The organism is Brevibacillus schisleri, assembly GCF_055685845.1.
In genome coordinates this window covers 1,856,472-1,873,409 of the sequence record NZ_JBVNDM010000001.1, presented here as the reverse complement: position 1 = coordinate 1,873,409, position 16,938 = coordinate 1,856,472, and the positions used below count along the sequence as shown (strand labels likewise).

Genomic DNA, 16,938 nt, shown 5'->3' with positions numbered 1-16,938 from the left:
TCCTTTTGGGAAAAAGTCTATTTGGACCCAGTTAGGGTAATTCCCTCGACAAAATGCTTCTGCAAGAAAATAAAAACGATGATCATCGGCCAAATGGCAAGGACGGAGCCCGCCATCAAAATCGGGTAGTTCGTCAAATTGGTGTGCTCGCCCGTCAAGTACGCCAAGCCAGCAGAGAGCGGCATTTTATCAGGCGTGCTGTTGACGATCAACGGCCACATCAGGTCGTTCCAAGACCATAAGGCTACGAAAATAGCGAGTGCGATCAAGCCGGGCTTCGCCAACGGTAGCATAATTCTCCAGTAAATCTGAAAATGGTTGCAGCCATCGAGCTTCGCCGCTTCTTCCAGTTCTTTCGGCAGCGACATGAAAAACTGACGCAGAAGAAACGTACCGAATGCACTGAACAATCCAGGTACAATCAGTGCTGTCAACGTATTCAGCCAGCCAAGCTCCTTCATGATCATAAATTGCGGGAGCAGAAACACCTGGCCTGGCACCATCAAAACGGTCAAGAACAGGATGAACAAGGCGTTTCGCCCTGGAAATTCAATTCGCGCGAATGCGTACGCCGCAAGCGAGCAAAGGAATACTTGTCCGATTACCTTCGCCACAGTTGTGATTACGGTATTCCAATAAAAGTCCAAGAAGGGCAGCATCTCAAAAATATGGGTGTAATTCTCCCACTGGTACTTGGTCGGCAAAATGACCGGAGGCACCTGTGTTGATTCGCCTAGTGACTTGAGCGAGGTGAGAACCATCCAGACGAATGGCGCAATCATCACGAGAGCACCTGCAATCAACAGCAAATGAATCAACAACTTCTTGCCCATTTTGTTCCGACTCGTATAAACACTCACTCCATATCCCTCCCGTCTGTTCAGCTTTGATTAATCATAGTGAACCCATTTTTTCTGCAACTTCATTTGAATCGCGGTAACAATCAGGATCATCACCAGAAGCACGACAGCAACTGCGGCCGCATAGCCACCGTTTCCTGATTCAAATCCATTCGTAAAGAACAAGTACGCCATCGTCTGCGTTTGTTCAGTTGCTGGATTGCCCATTTTGCTTCCAAGCATCAGGTAAATCAGGTCAAATACTTGAAAAGCCCCAATCAAGGAAGTGATACTGACGAAAAAAATCGAAGGAGTCAACAGCGGCAACGTAATCTTGAAAAACATCCGAACCGGCCCCGCTCCATCAATTTCTGCCGCTTCGTAATAGCTTCTCGGGATGCCTTGCAGTCCGGCCAGGAAAATCACCATGTTGTATCCGATGGAGCTCCAAACGGCAACGATAATCACCGCATACAAAGCAATGGCGGGATCAGATATCCAGCGTGGGCCCTCAATACCTATCGATCCCATCAAATAATTGATCAGACCGTAATCAGCGTTGTACAACCATCTCCACACCATCGCCACAGCTGCTGCCATCGTCACAACAGGCAGGAAGTACAGGGTGCGATAAATCGCAATCCCCTTAATTTTCTGATTAAGTAGTACAGCGATAAAAATGGAGATAGCGATACCTACCGGAACTGCGATTACTGTATAAATCAGCGTATTTTTCAGCGCGATCCACAAGTTAGGGTCCTTCAACAACAGCTCGTAATTATGTAAGCCAGCCCACTTGTACTTGCCGAAGCCTCCCCATTTGGTAAAGCTTAAATAAATGGTTTGTACGATCGGCCATAAGTAAAAGACACCCAACCCGATCAGTGTGGGAGCAATCATGAGATACGCCCAGAACCAATCACTTCTTTTCATGCGATTCAACGATTTATTCGTTTTTGGCTGGACGGCGGCGTGCATTTCAGGCTGCAACTGGCTGCTCATCGCATTCATTCCCTCCTTACATCAGCTTTTCAAAAAAGGATGGCCTCGTCCATGATGCGAAGCCATCCATCATAGACCTTTTATTCTTGGCTAAGCATTTCGTTCATTTTTTGCGCGAGCTCTTTGGATGCATCCTCTACGCTCATTTGTCCAGCCCATGCCTTGGTCATGAGCTCTGTTTCCAGCTTGGCCCATTTTGCCGTGTCCTTCGAGATCGGATACGGTTTCGCCACAGCTGCCTGATCAATGAAAATTTTCAAATGAAAGTTCGGCATGGATTGCATCCATGTATCCTGTGTTCCGTTAAATGCCGGAATCGCAGCACCCGATTTTGCGAGGATTTCTGCCCCTTCTTTCGAGCCCAAGAATTTCACGAATTCCCATGCTTCCTTCGGATGCTTGGTATTAGCCGAAATCACGTTGCCCAGGCCGTGAATGACGCTTGTGTTCTCTTTCCCTTTTGGAAGATACGTCACGTCCACCTTGTCCTTCGTATATTCATTCTTATAAAAAGCGGATGCCATCCATGAACCGTTGTACATCATCGCGATCTTGCCTGACTCAAATAGCTGTGTTGCCTCTGTTTCGGACAATTGCGCTGCTGTTGGTGATGCTTTTTCGTTGATCAGGTCTGTCCAAAACTTGAGGCCCTCGATCGTTTCCGGTTTGTCATAGCCGGACGTTTTCTTGTCTTCCGAAATGATATAGCCACCGTTTTGAAGGATTGTGTTATAGAAGCCGTCCTGTCCATAAGGAGGTGCTGCAATTCCCCAAACGCCTTTTTTCTCATCCGTCAGTTGCTTTGCTACTTCCTTCAGCTTGTTCCAATCCCAGGTTTCGTCTGGATACGGTACTTTTGCATCGTCAAACAGCTTCTTGTTATACCAGAGGCCAATGGTGTCGAAATCTTTCGGTAGCGCGTAGTTTTGTCCATCGTAGGTGTAGAGATCAACGAGAGCTTTCGGATAATTGTTCAGATCGATGCCATCTGCCTTAATTTGATCTGTAATCGGCAAGAGCATGTCATTATCTGCGTATTTAATGATACGCGGACCATTAATCCAAAAAATGTCCGGCAGGGTGCCACCGGTTGCGGCTGCCTCCATCTTTGTCCAGTATTGCTTGTTAGGTGTTAGCTCGATCTTGATGTCCACGTTCGGGTTCTTTTCGTTAAACTTTTTTGCCATTTCCTCCATCGCAGGCATTTGGTTTTTGTCCCACAGCGCATAGGTGAGCGTTACCTTTTCGCCTGAAGCAGCACTGTCAGTTGTTCCAGCTGGTGCGGAGCTCTGCCCGCCGCCCGAACATCCTGCTACTGCTACCAAGAGAGCAGCCATTGCAATCGAAACCAACTTCTTCATCAGAAACCCCTCCTCGATTTACATTCTCCTCTTTTACCCCCAAAATATGGCCAAACTCGACGCGCTTTCCTTTTCGACTCGCCCCCTTTCAACGATTTTTGATGGGGTAAACTTTCTTTTTCCAATGACCGAATAAAGTATATAAAAAGATGTTACAAGCTGAAGTGAAAAACATCTTGTAACAAAACAGCAGCAGCAGCCTTGACCTCGAAATCAGCCCCCAGTACAGTTGGACGGAATTCCAGCCCTTCGACCATCGTCCCCATCGCTTGGGCCATCACTTGTTTTTGGATGCGCTCAAACAACACTTGGTTGTCCCGGATCATTTCTCCACCCAGAATGATCAGGCTCGGGTTGAACAAATTCACCAGATTCACGATGCCGATTGACATGTATGAAGCGATTTCGTCAACGATGTCTTGGCATACCTGATCCCCTTGATGCAGTGCTTGGCGAAAGACATCAAATGTGATTCTTGTCATATCTCCGTCAGCCAAATCCATGACGAGCGTTTCTTTTCCGCGTGTAATGGCGGACAGCAAGCCTGAGTAAATGGCTGGCCACGCCACGTAGTTTTCCAAACAGCCGACATTACCGCAGTCACAGCGCATCCCACTTCGATCAACTGTCGTATGCCCGAATTCACCTGCTCCACCTCGACTTCCACGGAAGATGGAACCGTTTACAACGAGGCCCGAACCAACCCCTTCTCCTACAGTAACAAACAGGAGATTGTCAGCATTCAGTCCACCACCGAAGTTTTTTTCCGCTAGAGCGATTGCATTGGCATCGTTGTCGAGCCATGTGTTTAGCCCAAAACGCACTTCTGCCATGTCCTTTAATGGAACATCATGCAAACGTAGCTTGGAGTTGAAGCGAATGACCCCGCTCGCTGCATCGACAATCCCTGGTGCGATGATGGAAATGCCCAAACAACGGCTGACATCATCCACCGACTGGAGAAAGTCCCCGATCGAATCCAGCACATACTGGATGATCAGGTCACTCACTAGACCAGCTTTGACCGGATAGACTTTCTTTTGCTTTGTAGCCGCTTCCAAATTCATTTCGGCTATCGTAATCGCTGTATTCGTAATCGAGACGCCAATTAAAAACTTCCCATCTGGACAAAAGCGAACCATAATCGGCTTACGACCACCCTTTGACTCACCAGTTCCATCTTCTGCAACCATGCCGTCACGGATTAGCTCGTTGACTGCCGAGGTGACTGTAGTTGGGCTGATGCCCTGCTTTTTGGCGATATCACTTCGCGAGATGGGCCCAAACTGGCGAATGGTGTCGAGTATAATAAAGCGATTGAGCTCTTGAATTAGTTTTAGATCTCCAGTTCTGCGCATCGTATTCGTTCATCCTTTATTTTTCCAATGACTTTATAAAGTGATCATACTGAAGTTTGTATTTTGTGTCAATTTTGTTTTTTCTTAGATTTCGATCAACTTTTTCTGATTGAATCCACTTCATCGATTCATACGCCTATCTCACCTTGGATTCGAATAGTTCTGGAGACTTTATATGAGGCTACGATGAAGCGAAAACCATTCCACTAATGAATGGCACAGCCAAGTTCGGTTATAACGGCCCATTAGCCATTCTCATCTGAAAAAACGGCACCACCCAGTATGAACTAACCTACCATTTTTATTATGAGGAAGATGTGGAAGCCAAGCTGATGGAGATTGCCCGTACATATAACGAAAAGAACCTCCCTTAATCCGTTGGATAGGGAGGTTCTTCTCGCTTTATTACTTATTCTGTAGACCCGTAGGTATAAAACTCACCCGTCAACGCATCTATTTTTGCATCGAATAGCCTAGGTAACGTATAAACAAGAGAAGCTTTGCCTTCCTCTTGCAAGATATACTGTAGCTGCAATGGATATTTCTTGAGCAAAGCGGCTGCCGCTTCTTCTTGGGAGATTGCCTTCTTCGGATCAGAGATCACTCCATCGACCTTTTCATTGCGATCGATCCCCATGACTTTCCCGTTGCTACCGTTGATCGAGATATGCGTCAGCCAATCCTCAACAGGAATCTCTTGCTCTTTCCTCACAAAAATGAAGTCGTATTGATTTGTACTTTCATCATATTCTCCGGGCTGAAGTAGCAGCAGCTCGCCTGTACCAGCTGGAGTGATCTCTGCTAATTCATTTATGGCCAATTGCAAAGCCTGCTCTTGCGTCAATTTTTTGGTAGCGGTCTTTGACACACTTGTATCGATGACATGATAGCTCACAATTGACCCTGTCTTCGGTTCGATTAGCATGCTCCCAATCCATCCGTCGTCTGTTCTCCACGAATAATTAGTACGTCCCTCCCATTTCTTTGTTTTCCAGAAATATTTGATAATCACGGGTTTTTCACCAGTTAAATCTTCAAAAAAGACATTCCCTTTTACAAAATCATAACCCGTACGCTGAGTCAAATACGCTTGTGCTTCTTCACGGGATTGTGCTACGGGCTGGCTGGCACCCTTTGGTTTCACATTCACTTTGCTATGATAAGGCATATTCACGCTGTCTTTGCCGGACACGGCATCCAACTTACCGGAAAAAGCAGGAACATAGAGGAGCTTGTACGTTTTTCCATCTTGATCGAGGGAATACCGTAATTTCATATAGGTGGACAACTGTTTCTCGGCTTTTTCTTTGGATAGGATCTGATCCAAGTTCGCGAAGGAGATTTTTTCGATATTCATGCCAAGAGATTTTCCTGTGATTTGTCCTTCGTGATCAACTTGTACCTGAATCATGTCATCTGGAAAAGGAACCCCGTTGACCATACGTACAAACTGAATTCTATTTGTTTGGCCATCGAATACCTTCGCAACCCCGTCCCCATCCAGTTGGTATCCTGCCATGTCTTCACCGTACAACTTTTTCATAAACGACACGGCTATTTCTTTCGATTTGTCGATCGGGTAAAGCGTTTGGCTCTTTTGGTTATATAGCTCTTGTTTGCCAAACTCAAGCAGGTCACCAGTATTTTTGTCGAGCACCAAGGTAACGAATTCTGCATTGTTTTCTTTTGACTTGTAGTTGTTCACGAGCAGATAAGGAGTGTCTTTCACTACTACTTCTCTAACAGGATAATCTTTCAAATAAGGGATGAGACTAGCTGCTTTCTTTACCCCTTTTTCTACCAGCTTATTTATTTCAGGAGTCATTTGCTCTACTTTTATTTTTTCCAGCGTATTCTCCCTAGCCAGTGCACCACTAGAAGATGACATCGCAATACTTGCAGCCACCAGGAGGAACACAGCGTGCGTAACTTTTTTCATCATTTCTCTTCCCCTCGTCTGTTCATATTTGTTTTCTCACATTCATTATTCGAACCTGAATCTGTTTTGTTTCATTTTCCTAAAAAAAGTAACATATACATACATTCATTAGATGAATCGAAGAAACGATGGGCGTCTATGCCCGCTCTGCCTTCCTTGGTAAGAAGGCGGAATGCTCCCCCTTTGCTTTTCATAAGTCTCTAACAGCCTTATGGCTTGGCTTTTTTCTTGTGTATGTTAAAATTTACAAAAAAGGGAATGGGGCGTTAGTATGAGTGAGCAGCCCTTTTGGTTTAAAGCGACCGTGACCGTTGTTGTTGTCATTGGAATTCTAGCACTACTAACAGGTGTGGCTTTCATTCATCTATTAGCAATGGTAGGCTTAGTCGTTATGTGTGCCTCGAAAGGCGTATTGGAATGGAAAAAGAACAGAAATTGGGCTGTCATTATTTTTGGAGTGACTGCCTTACAAATCGTTATTTTTATCAAGTCATTGTATGACTTTTTCACATGAGTCACTTTTTTTCAGTATAGGTGGAAAATATTTCTTGATTCTTATTTTCAACATTCATATAATAATAGTAAATTTGGAATTTTAAGGAGGGGCTTCTATGAATACGGCAATTGCGATTCTTACTTTTATTGGAGATCTTATTCCATTAGTCCTCCAACTGTTAAAAGCCTTTGCTTAATTTCCAAACGAACAATTGGGGCTGTTCCTCCGTCATTTTCATGACTGGAGGGACAGCCCCTTCTTTACTTACTGCGCATCTGCATTCCCTTCTGTTTCCTCCAAAATCTCCTCATCTACATAACCATCGCCTTCTTCTACTGCCGCTTGCTGTTGAACCTGCCAGAGAGCTGCTACATTTGCAGGCTCCCACCCTACGAGAGAAGTGTGAGGTTGCAGACATTTGTATACCTTGCCTTGATAGCTGACCAAATCACCAGCTGCATAATTTACATTTGGCACCCATGCAGGAGTTCCTGGATTTGCAGCATCTGTTACGCCTACGACCTCGATGCTCTTTTGTGAAGCATTACCTGCTGCATCTTTCGCTACCACAGAGAAGGTATACGATGTGTTAGGTGTGAGTCCTGTGACAGTTGCAGTCGTAGTCGTTACATCCGCTGTTAATGCTGTCCCGTTGTAAACCTCGTAATTTGTCACCGCAATATTGTCTGTAGAAGCAGCCCAGCTCAGACTGATACTCGTGCTAGTTTTCCCTGTAATGACTAGATTGGTAGGTGTGCTAGGAGGTTGGTTGTCTGGCTGAATTGTATCCGTCGTAACCGTTACCTCATTGCTTGCTACTGAGGAATTCCCTGCTGCATCTTTTGCCTTCACAGTGAATTGGTACGTAGTGCCAGCTGTCAGCCCGCTAATCGTCGCATTTGTACCAGTTACTGTTTTCGCTAGCTGAGTGCCATTGTATACCTCATAGCCAGTAACCCCTACATTGTCGGTAGCAGCACCCCAACTCAGGCTAACACTTGTCGCTGTTTTGGCAGTCGCTTGGAGATTAGCTGGTGCTGTCGGCGGAACGTTGTCGACTGGTGCTGTCCCGCCTAGAAGATCGCCATTCACTTTGTCTAGCAGAACCTTGTTACGGTCTCCGCTAAATTCCCAGAACATTGCGCCTGCCAATCCTTTGGATGTAATATAAGAAGTTTTGTGACCGATTGAAGTCACATCGTCATAGCTAATATATGTTTTCGAAGCCGGGTTGAAGAGATAGGGCACTTTTGCAGCGTCATTCCAGTGACGTGTGAAGCCATTTTTGTTCACATAATTATTTTGGATATCCGTGAAGTCAAGCATGCCAGGTTCCCACGTTCCTGTTGAAGGCCCTGTGCAATTTTGATATTCCCCATTGTTCGCTGTTCCGCAACCCGACCAGCCCCTGCCGTAAAACGGCAGTCCGAGAACGAGCTTGCTGGCAGGAACCCCGTCACGAAGATGACCCTCTACAGCTGTTTGGACATTATAGGTCTGAGCATTTGGCAAACCTGCTGCTCCTGCTGCCGGATCATAGGCCAACGGCGCGTTATGTCCAGTCTGCTTTTGGAAGGCTCCATAGAAGTCGTAGGTCATAATATTGATCCAATCCACAACCTGGGCAATATTTCCAAGCTCTGTATTTGCTGCATAGCTAGGGCTGGCACCAGAGGCAATCGTCAAATAGTACTGTTTACCATCCGTTACCTCAGCCGCATCGAGTTTGTCTCTGACAGCCTGTAGCAACAACGTATAATTTTGCTTATCTGCTGGACGTGTGCTGTTTCCAGGCAAACCTCCACCAACCGGGTACTCCCAATCGAGATCGACCCCATCCATCTGATATTTCCGGATAAAATCGACTGAAGATTGCGCAAATACTTGGCGTGCAGCCGGATCTGCTGCTACATCCGAGAAGCGATTGGACCACGTCCAGCCCCCGATCGATATCAATGTCTTTAATTGAGGGTTTTTTTGCTTTAATTTTGCCAATTGATTCAAATTTCCGCGGATCGGCTGATCCCATGTATCCCCGGGATAGGATTTTTGCACATCAATCCATGGATCTCCGAGAACAACCGTACCATTCGGGGCATTAATATTGCCTACTTCATCCTGGCAAGCCCACGTTTGTGGATTGGGCCCCGTTGGATCTGGGTTGCCGTGTCTGCCATTCCAGCAAATGTCCGCAAATGCGTAGTTAATATGCGTTACTTTATTAGGATCGATATCCGTTACATTGTAGTTTCGTCCATAAGCCCCCCATGAGGGGTAGTAGCCAATAATTTTGTAATTGGATACCGCAGTCGCCTCGACTTGATTTTCCTCTGCTTGTGCCACCTGTGCCGCCATCGGCAAAACGGCGGTGACAAGCAGAGCCCCTACCATTAGCACATTCCTCACACATTTCTTGAATTTCATAGTATCCCTCTCGATCTTCATGGATTTTGTTACAAATCCATCTTATTACGTCTTACATTACAATATGCTAATGCGCTTACATAAATGGTAATAAAAGGTTAATTCAAAGCGAATGAACATAAAAAACCCTCCTTTCCGACCGAGGGAAGAAAGGGGGGCTCTTAGTAGGTTACCTTGGCCACTTTCACATCCAACAATTCCTTAACAGTTACATTTTTCCATTTTCCTCGTATTTATTAATGAAACCAATTTATATGAAAGTAGGAAAAAATATGAGGATCAGGAATATTGTTGCTTTGAATCTTTTAACTTTAGCCGTTACTTTAACACCAACGGCTTTCGCAGCGGAGGCAAGTAATTTGAGTCAGCCTGGTAAAATGAACGAAGCACCCTTTTTGTTAGAAGCCCCCATTCATGATCCCTATGTCATTTCCTCTGATTTCGGCTTGCAAATAAATCCCGAAACCAAGAAATCAAAAGGACATAACGGATTGGACTATGCAACCGCTAAAGGTACAGCTATCTTTGCAGCAAATGATGGTGTCGTTCTTTTCGCTGAAAGCACACAAGGATTTGGAGAAACAATAATAATCAAGCACAATTCCGAATTCACTACTCTCTATGGTCACATTCTCCTTGGTTCATTTCTTGTGAAGCCCGGAGATACTGTAAAGAAAGGTCAAAAAATAGCAGAAGTAGGGTCATCCGAAACAGGAGATATGTTGCATTTTTCTGTTATGAAACAAGGAACTCTAGTAAATCCTACCGATTTTCTACCTAAAAGTACCCAATGAGGATCGAGTCACCTTCCGTAAGGAACGGTGGCTTTTTTCATTCACATACCCAGCTGACTATTCGGTATCATTATCCATATAGTGGAGGTGTTTTTCATTGTTGCTGCTATCTAAAATTTTCTTAGCGTTGCTCCTTTTTTTGTGGGTCGGTGCGGAAGTTATCTTTTCTCCAAGTCCCAAAAAGGTTAGAGCAAGAATATTGTTTTTCATCGCATTAGTGGTAATCAGCGGAGCAATTTACTGGATAGGGTATTGGTTATAAGGTCCACCAATTTGCGGTACACATTTTCAAAGTGAGACAAAGCTAGCTTTGGATTGTTTTTGTCAAACCTGTAGACCAAAGGAATCTGTCAGGTAAACTATCAGCTACAAACTTAGGACCTGTTCCCCTCCCTCGTTTTTGGTTTTTCTTGAATGGAATTCCGAAAAAACTCAACAAAATCTCGGTATTCACATTTTTGTAACAAATCCCCCCATACATCTAAAGGAAAACTATTGATAGACAAGAAATTCATATTGAATTGGAAATAAATTACAAATAAGGAGTGTTTTTCATGAAGCGAACCTTGTCTTTCCTTTCTGCTACATTACTTTTAGCAAGTATGTTAGCTACACCATCGTATGCCGAAGCAAATAAGACGACTGCCACCTCTCAATCTTCAAAGTCAAATCGATCAATCCAAGCAACAACAGATCCATCTCTATTGAATGGTTTTCGGGTGAAAGAAACGAACAGTGCAACTGTATATGTAGTCATGGATGGTAAAAAGAGAGGCATTGTTAGTGCCGATGTTTACTTTAAATTGTTTAATAGTTGGGATGGTATTAGGGAATATCCGTCTCTCAGCAGTATTCCTGATGGGCAAGTCATTGGTGAAAATGCTCAACTGATAAGGTTTCAAAGCAGTGCAACTGTCTATCTTTTAGATGAAGAAAATGGAAGAGTAGTTAAACGTGGCATCACAAGCGCATCTGTTTTTAACAAATACAATTTTGATTGGAATAAAATTATTGTACTTGCTGACTCTCTAAAGAATGCATTTCCCGATGGTTCCCTACTAGACAAATAACAAAGTTTGCGAATAGACACACCTCTTACATTGGGTAAGAGGTGTGTTGCCGTTTGCGTTTTGATTCATGTAAAATAATCAAAATATTAATAAAAAACGCTAATCATTTGGAGGGTCCGAAATGAAGGTCAAACGAATTGTCGCCAATATAGACACCCAGGATATCGCCGCAGCTAAATGCTTTTATCAGGACGTACTCGGCCTACATTTATTGATGGATCATAGTTGGATCGCAACTTACGGGACTGACGAAGAAATGAGCGTTCAAATTAGTTTTGCTTCACAGGGAGGTTCCCACACGCTTACTCCTGATCTATCCATTGAAGTCGATGATGTCGATACAGCGCTTGAACGGATGAAGCATGCAGGGTTTCCAATTGAATATGGGCCAGCAGATGAGCCTTGGGGTGTTCGGCGTTTCTACGTCCGCGACCCATTTGGCAAGCTCATCAACATTCTTGGTCATCTACAGTCTAATTGAAGCCTATTCATAATTCAGTGCTGTTCATCCACTTCTGCCTGCCGTCCATTTCATGCGGCTAGCCACTCTAACCATGCAGTTGCGATCCATCGGTTTCACTCCCTACACATTGTGTCAACCACTATAAAAACAACATTTTTTCCACCCATTATTTTTTTCATGTACAAACGCCCTTACATAATTCGTTAGATGACATACCTTAATTTGGGGAGTACCCTCAATCACAATTAAGGAGTGACATTCATGAGCGCTGGCTTTTTTGATGACTTTTCTTTAATTTTGGTTCTCTTCGTCCTGTTGGTAATTGTTGCTTGCAGTTGCGAGTAATTTTCAATGTTTTTGGGTAGCTTTATAAGCTGCCCTTTTTACATAATTTCCCGCTAGACTTGTCGTTCATTTGGATATGCCTTTAATAAATAAATTTGCGCATTCATTAGCACATTTACGTTTACCCTAGGCTCGTATCAGTTGCCAAGCATCCCCTATTTGCATTCCCTATACCATGTGAGAGAAGCGAGTTGAGTAATCTGACGTACGGAGGCGAAGTATACGCATCTCTCTCACAAAAACATCAAATAGAGTAGGCAAGATCGTTTAAAAGGAGGTGCGAGAATTGGCGGCACAAAAAGGTGTTACAACTTCGTCGAGAAGAGTGTCCTTAGAAATACAAAGAAAGAATCGTAGAAAAGCAGTCCGATTAATCAACAGAATTGTTGTAATAAGAACCATATTCGATACATTTACTGGATGTCTTCTCAGTGTCGGACCAAATGGTTTTCGTGTTCGGGTCTACACTGGTAGCAATGAGACGTTCACCATCATCACTATTCCATTAAATTTCGTTATAAACCTCTTTCCTTTCCCTTGCAATTGCTAGGTTCAAGGCCCCGACCCAAAGGAGCTTATACATATTCCCTCTCTTTTTTTCAAACCTCTATTTGAGCATTGTGATAAGTCTTGTATCCAACGGCAATAATGTTCATGAAAAAGAATTTGAGGAGAAAACAAAGCAATGCTTATAAACATTTTGCTTGGCTTCGTATTTCCATGGATTTTTGGAATCTGGTTGTATTTGCGATCACCTAAAATCGTTCTCACGATTGGTCCATTTGCATCGGTCCTGTCGTACATCGTTAATGTCTGGGGGATTTATTTATAACCATTACTGGATATTGACACCTGTTTTAGAGGTCAAGACCGCTTCCGTGCTTCCAATGAACCTCGGACTATTCCCTGTTATTGCCTGCTGTACTTACTTTCTCATTTTCCGAACGAAAACCCAGCCAGTTCTCTGGATACTATTTTTTTCTGTTGCCCAAACGCTTTTGGAATCTATTGCCTTTTATTTTGGCAAAGTACAATATTTTAATGGTTGGAATATTGGAGGAACCTTCTTATCCTACTTGATCCCGGCCATAATTACATACATATACTTCGTTCTTTTGATATCCAAAGGGGTATTGGAAAAGAATGATCCCGATTTAACCTAACGCCTGCATCCTGACATATCCTTCACTCATAGGAACCGAAAAGAGAATCTTTCATTTTGCTTCACTTTCCAGGGCAAAACTAATTGCAACAGATTAAGAGCAGCTTTATGATGATAAAAAAACAGAGGTGTCCATTTTATGTATTTCATACCATTTACGGATGAGTTAATCTCAGAAGCTGGGCAACTATTGTCCAAACGTCATAAACTAGATCGAGAAATTCTATCGGTACTACCAATTGAATGTGAAGATGAAAATTATGCAACGACTGCTGTTAAAACGATATGGTCAAGACCAAACAGTAGCGGAGTCGCAGCAATGGAAGATGGTAAATTAATCGGATACCTCATTGGACAAAAGATGGAAAACCCTCTTCGAGGTCGTCATGTCTGGATGAACTTGGAGGGTCATGCAATTTCTCGCAATACCTCCGTTGAATTATATAGAGATCTTTATTCAGAGGCTTCTCAACTATGGGTAGATGAGGGATATTTCAGTCATTTTGCGCTAATTCCAGCCAGTCAACCAGAATTACTTCATTCTTGGTTCCGTTTAGGATTTGGCTTTGAACAAACACATGCATTGCTCTCATTATTTGATCGGGAATTTCCCCTCCCCTTGAGCATTCCAAATGTGGAAATTCGCCTGGCATCCCCAGAAGATCGTAGTTTGGTAGAGGAGATTGCAAACATTATTCGAATTCATCAAAATAAGGCACCCGTTTTTGCTTATTCTTTACGTGATGACCCTGAGGAATTACGTAAAGGTTATGCAGGTCTCCTTGATGATCCTGATGTCGATTTCTGGATCACCTTAAAAGATGGAAAAATTGTTTCTTTTCAAGGATATTTCCCCTTCGATAGAAGTAATGTAAATTTGAATGTACCGGATCGTTGTGTTGAATTAGGGGTGGCTGGTACTCTAGATCAATATCGCGGGCAAGGTATCAATTATGCACTTACCCTGCATGGACTTGCCCATGCGAAGAAAAAAGGATATGTCTCCTGCATGACGGATTGGAGAGAAACGAATTTACAATCTTCACGTTATTGGCCTCGTCAAGGCTTCCTTCCTGTTTCTTACAGAGTTTCTCGCCTTATTGATAGCAGAATAACCTTGGTGAAAGAGTAGTAATTTCCTAACAAGCTGATCTACAATGGATCAGCTTGTTTTAATTTTAGAATGACACTTAATAACGAGTGTTGGTAACTTCATTACCGAAACCGTCCCTTGTTCCCTCCCTGGGTACAAACCTAATGGTGTTTCACATTCTTCACTAGCTGTAAATCCCTTGATAATTTCCCTTAAAATTGTCTCACACTCCTATATTTATGGTAAACTTTTCTTGCCGGACGACCTACAAATGCGATTTATTTACTTATTACCATCCTGTTATTTAATTCGGATGCCAAACGAACTGCTAAAGTGAAGACTCCGAGGAATTCACTTCTGTATTCGGTGTTGATTTTTATGCCGAAGATTGAACTATATCGCTCAAAAAGGTAGCCTTGTTCATTGATAGATGAGATAAACAGATGACATATGATAATTTCAAACTTTTATTAAGGATGGCCCTGATGGAAAAAGATCCTCTTCTACTCGTTTTCGGTATCTCAACAATTTTTTTTACGTTATTGATAATTTTTACAATGCTAAAAAACAAAGTGATTTTTGCCCGAGTGAATTTACTCCTACTAATAATTTCGTTACTTGCCTTCGTAGTAACATACATAGGGGTAACTAACAAATTCGCTAAAGTTAAACCTCCTAGCGAAGATCGAAAAAATTCTATAGCCCATAATTTTCAAACGGAGGACAATCCCTCCAAAATCATCGAACCTCCTAAAGAACAAGATGCTTTCGAAACCAACGAACCTCCTAAAGAGCAAGATGCTTCCGAAACGATTGAATCTCTTAAAGAGCAAGATGTTTCCGAAACCATTGAACCATTAACCGCGCCTAAGCTAACCCTACAAGATCTACAAATTGGTCCGTTAAACACAGGATTGACTTCTTTAGATGTTCAAGAATTAATTGGCCGTCCACCAGATGAAACTTATATAAGTAATGAGAATCGCTTCATCTCATCCTGGGGAGGAAGGATCATCGCCGGAGAAAGAGAGGAAAATTCCGGAATCATCTCCTTAATGTATGCAGACAATCAGCTTAACTACCAAACCCCACGTGGAATTAAAATAGGCGATTCTATTGAAGATGTACATAAGGCCTACGGTTATAAAAAATCAAGAAACAATATTGTAGGATATTACCAAATGTTGTCCGAGACCGATATTGCTTATATTTCTTTCGCAGCCTCAAACGGTTTAGTAGTTGCAATCTATATTAGACATGAATTAAGGTAGATATCATCTACTTTCATTACCAAAGTGTCAGATGTTACATCTGGCACTTTATTCATTGATCTGGCTATGTCTAACTTTGAATGGTTCGGTAATGTGGCTCCACTCTGCCATTACCGACTACATCCCGCTGGGTTCAAATCTCTAGTTTACCAAGTCGAACGAGTTCGACTACTGCCTGAGATCGACCTTTGACACGTTTTTGCATGGCATTTCTAATGTAATTGCGCACAGTCTTTTCACTGATGAAGAGTTGTTCGCTAATTGATAGGGGCTTCCTACTGGGGCTGTTGACAAAAAGGGTTAGGGACCCAATGCCCTAACCCTTTTGCCGTTTTTTCACTTATACGTCGTCGGATTGTTTTGTTTCGTAACCTGTGATTAGTTTGCTTTTATCATTCGTTTAATGTTAATTGCCATTGCAGAAAAGAGGCAGTGTTCGGATACATTTCGAATGCCTCTTTTGTATGTTTCTTTTAAGTTATGCTGCCTTTTCATTGTACCGAAGGTACCCTCGCACCATATTCTTCTTTGCCTTTGGATAACACTGTACTCTTGGCTTTGCTTCCTTGCTTGGTTGCGTTCTTTAGCCTCTTGGAATAATGGTCTTTCTATTGTTTTGCGAGATGCGGTTTGTCCAAAACATTGTTGGCGTAACTCACAGGACTTACAGTCCTTTGTTTGGGCAGCATAAATTTTGCTATAACTTTGTTTCCAACTGTGCCACTTAACATGAGTAAATTGAAGTGCCTTGCCATTCGAGCAATAATAGGCATCGTTCATTTCATCAAATGTAAATTGTACTGACCTTTCGGTCTGATCAATAACACCTTTTATCGGAGAGATATAACCGGTTATCTTTAAATTTTCTAATTCATGGTGTACTCCAGAGCGATCATACCCTTTATCTGCGCCTACTTTGCCAATATGTAAACCAAATTTCTCTTTTTGTATCTGTAATCGCTTTATAAATGGTTCGTGGTCATTCACATTAGCAGCCGTAACGTGTATATCAGTTATGATTCCATGCTTAACGTCCACACTGGTATGCGCTAAATAGTGAAATCCCTTGGGTTTATTAGGACGGTTCAATAAACCTGACTCCGGGTCTGTTGTGCTCTGTTTTACTTCCTTCTCAGGAGGAGAGGTTTTAGGTTTTCTTCCTCGTTTTTTCCTAGTGGGATCGTTATCTCTGTCTTTTTTAATTCTCCGTGCTTCCTTTTCTAGCTCTTCAAGGTACTCAGTAGGCTTTTTCTCCACTAAAACTTTTTCTGACCTATTAATCGATGCATTCGCTTTGATGTGAGTAGAATCAACAACAATT

General features: G+C 42.9%; 15 protein-coding genes and 1 pseudogene. 8 read left to right on the top strand and 8 right to left on the bottom strand.

The genetic code is table 11. The features are described from left to right. Window positions 1-17: 17 nt before the first annotated feature. The 5 genes from ACUUHJ_RS09400 to ACUUHJ_RS09380 all read right to left on the bottom strand — a co-directional run bounded on the left by ACUUHJ_RS09400 (window position 18) and on the right by ACUUHJ_RS09380 (window position 6,502). Entirely contained in the window at window positions 18-833 is an 816-nt protein-coding gene (locus tag ACUUHJ_RS09400) for a carbohydrate ABC transporter permease (RefSeq protein WP_026133913.1), read from the bottom strand. Between the two features lie 57 nt (window positions 834-890). Further along, on the bottom strand, window positions 891-1,850 hold the full coding sequence (locus ACUUHJ_RS09395) for a carbohydrate ABC transporter permease (protein ID WP_472298760.1): 960 nt from the start codon (window positions 1,848-1,850) through the stop codon (window positions 891-893). Window positions 1,851-1,921: 71 nt separating this feature from the next. Further along, window positions 1,922-3,202 carry an ABC transporter substrate-binding protein gene (locus tag ACUUHJ_RS09390; protein ID WP_472298759.1) on the bottom strand — a complete coding sequence of 427 codons (1,281 nt, stop codon included), beginning with the start codon at window positions 3,200-3,202 and terminating at the stop codon, window positions 1,922-1,924. Between the two features lie 152 nt (window positions 3,203-3,354). Then, window positions 3,355-4,560, bottom strand: coding sequence for an ROK family transcriptional regulator (locus ACUUHJ_RS09385; RefSeq protein WP_472298758.1), 1,206 nt, complete (start codon window positions 4,558-4,560; stop codon window positions 3,355-3,357). A gap of 409 nt (window positions 4,561-4,969) precedes the next feature. Beyond that, complete coding sequence (locus ACUUHJ_RS09380; RefSeq protein WP_472298757.1) at window positions 4,970-6,502, bottom strand: YcdB/YcdC domain-containing protein; 1,533 nt, start codon at window positions 6,500-6,502, stop codon at window positions 4,970-4,972. 268 nt (window positions 6,503-6,770) lie between these two features. Here ACUUHJ_RS09380 and ACUUHJ_RS09375 point away from each other — a divergent pair, with 268 nt between their 5' ends. Beyond that, the gene (locus tag ACUUHJ_RS09375; RefSeq protein ID WP_472298756.1) at window positions 6,771-7,013 is read left to right on the top strand and encodes a hypothetical protein; all 243 of its coding nucleotides are present in this window, start codon (window positions 6,771-6,773) and stop codon (window positions 7,011-7,013) included. 246 nt (window positions 7,014-7,259) lie between these two features. Here ACUUHJ_RS09375 and ACUUHJ_RS09370 read toward each other — a convergent pair whose 3' ends face one another. Continuing rightward, window positions 7,260-9,440 carry a glycosyl hydrolase family 18 protein gene (locus tag ACUUHJ_RS09370; protein WP_472298755.1) on the bottom strand — a complete coding sequence of 727 codons (2,181 nt, stop codon included), beginning with the start codon at window positions 9,438-9,440 and terminating at the stop codon, window positions 7,260-7,262. 233 nt (window positions 9,441-9,673) lie between these two features. Between ACUUHJ_RS09370 and ACUUHJ_RS09365 the strand changes: the two genes are divergently transcribed. The 7 genes from ACUUHJ_RS09365 (at window position 9,674) to ACUUHJ_RS09335 (ending at window position 15,617) form a co-directional block, all read left to right on the top strand. Continuing rightward, window positions 9,674-10,213: a M23 family metallopeptidase gene (locus ACUUHJ_RS09365; protein WP_289677029.1), complete on the top strand. Its 540-nt coding sequence runs from the start codon at window positions 9,674-9,676 to the stop codon at window positions 10,211-10,213. 554 nt (window positions 10,214-10,767) lie between these two features. Continuing rightward, complete coding sequence (locus tag ACUUHJ_RS09360) at window positions 10,768-11,283, top strand: hypothetical protein (protein WP_289677028.1); 516 nt, start codon at window positions 10,768-10,770, stop codon at window positions 11,281-11,283. Between the two features lie 121 nt (window positions 11,284-11,404). Next, on the top strand, window positions 11,405-11,764 hold the full coding sequence (locus tag ACUUHJ_RS09355; protein ID WP_289677027.1) for a VOC family protein: 360 nt from the start codon (window positions 11,405-11,407) through the stop codon (window positions 11,762-11,764). Window positions 11,765-12,007: 243 nt separating this feature from the next. Beyond that, window positions 12,008-12,091: a YjcZ family sporulation protein gene (locus tag ACUUHJ_RS09350; RefSeq protein WP_012685423.1), complete on the top strand. Its 84-nt coding sequence runs from the start codon at window positions 12,008-12,010 to the stop codon at window positions 12,089-12,091. 685 nt (window positions 12,092-12,776) lie between these two features. Further along, window positions 12,777-12,923 carry a hypothetical protein gene (locus ACUUHJ_RS09345; RefSeq protein ID WP_289677024.1) on the top strand — a complete coding sequence of 49 codons (147 nt, stop codon included), beginning with the start codon at window positions 12,777-12,779 and terminating at the stop codon, window positions 12,921-12,923. Window positions 12,924-13,392: 469 nt separating this feature from the next. Beyond that, window positions 13,393-14,385 (top strand): GNAT family N-acetyltransferase, encoded by a 993-nt coding sequence (locus ACUUHJ_RS09340; protein WP_472298754.1) that lies wholly within the window; start codon window positions 13,393-13,395, stop codon window positions 14,383-14,385. Between the two features lie 446 nt (window positions 14,386-14,831). After that, window positions 14,832-15,617, top strand: a complete 786-nt coding sequence (locus tag ACUUHJ_RS09335) for a hypothetical protein (protein ID WP_472298753.1) — start codon at window positions 14,832-14,834, stop codon at window positions 15,615-15,617. A gap of 133 nt (window positions 15,618-15,750) precedes the next feature. Here the strand turns inward: ACUUHJ_RS09335 and ACUUHJ_RS09330 are convergent. After that, a pseudogene (locus tag ACUUHJ_RS09330) lies at window positions 15,751-15,879 on the bottom strand (LuxR C-terminal-related transcriptional regulator); the annotation flags it as partial. Window positions 15,880-15,995: 116 nt separating this feature from the next. After that, window positions 15,996-16,874 carry a transposase gene (locus ACUUHJ_RS09325; RefSeq protein WP_472298752.1) on the bottom strand — a complete coding sequence of 293 codons (879 nt, stop codon included), beginning with the start codon at window positions 16,872-16,874 and terminating at the stop codon, window positions 15,996-15,998. Window positions 16,875-16,938: the final 64 nt, after the last annotated feature.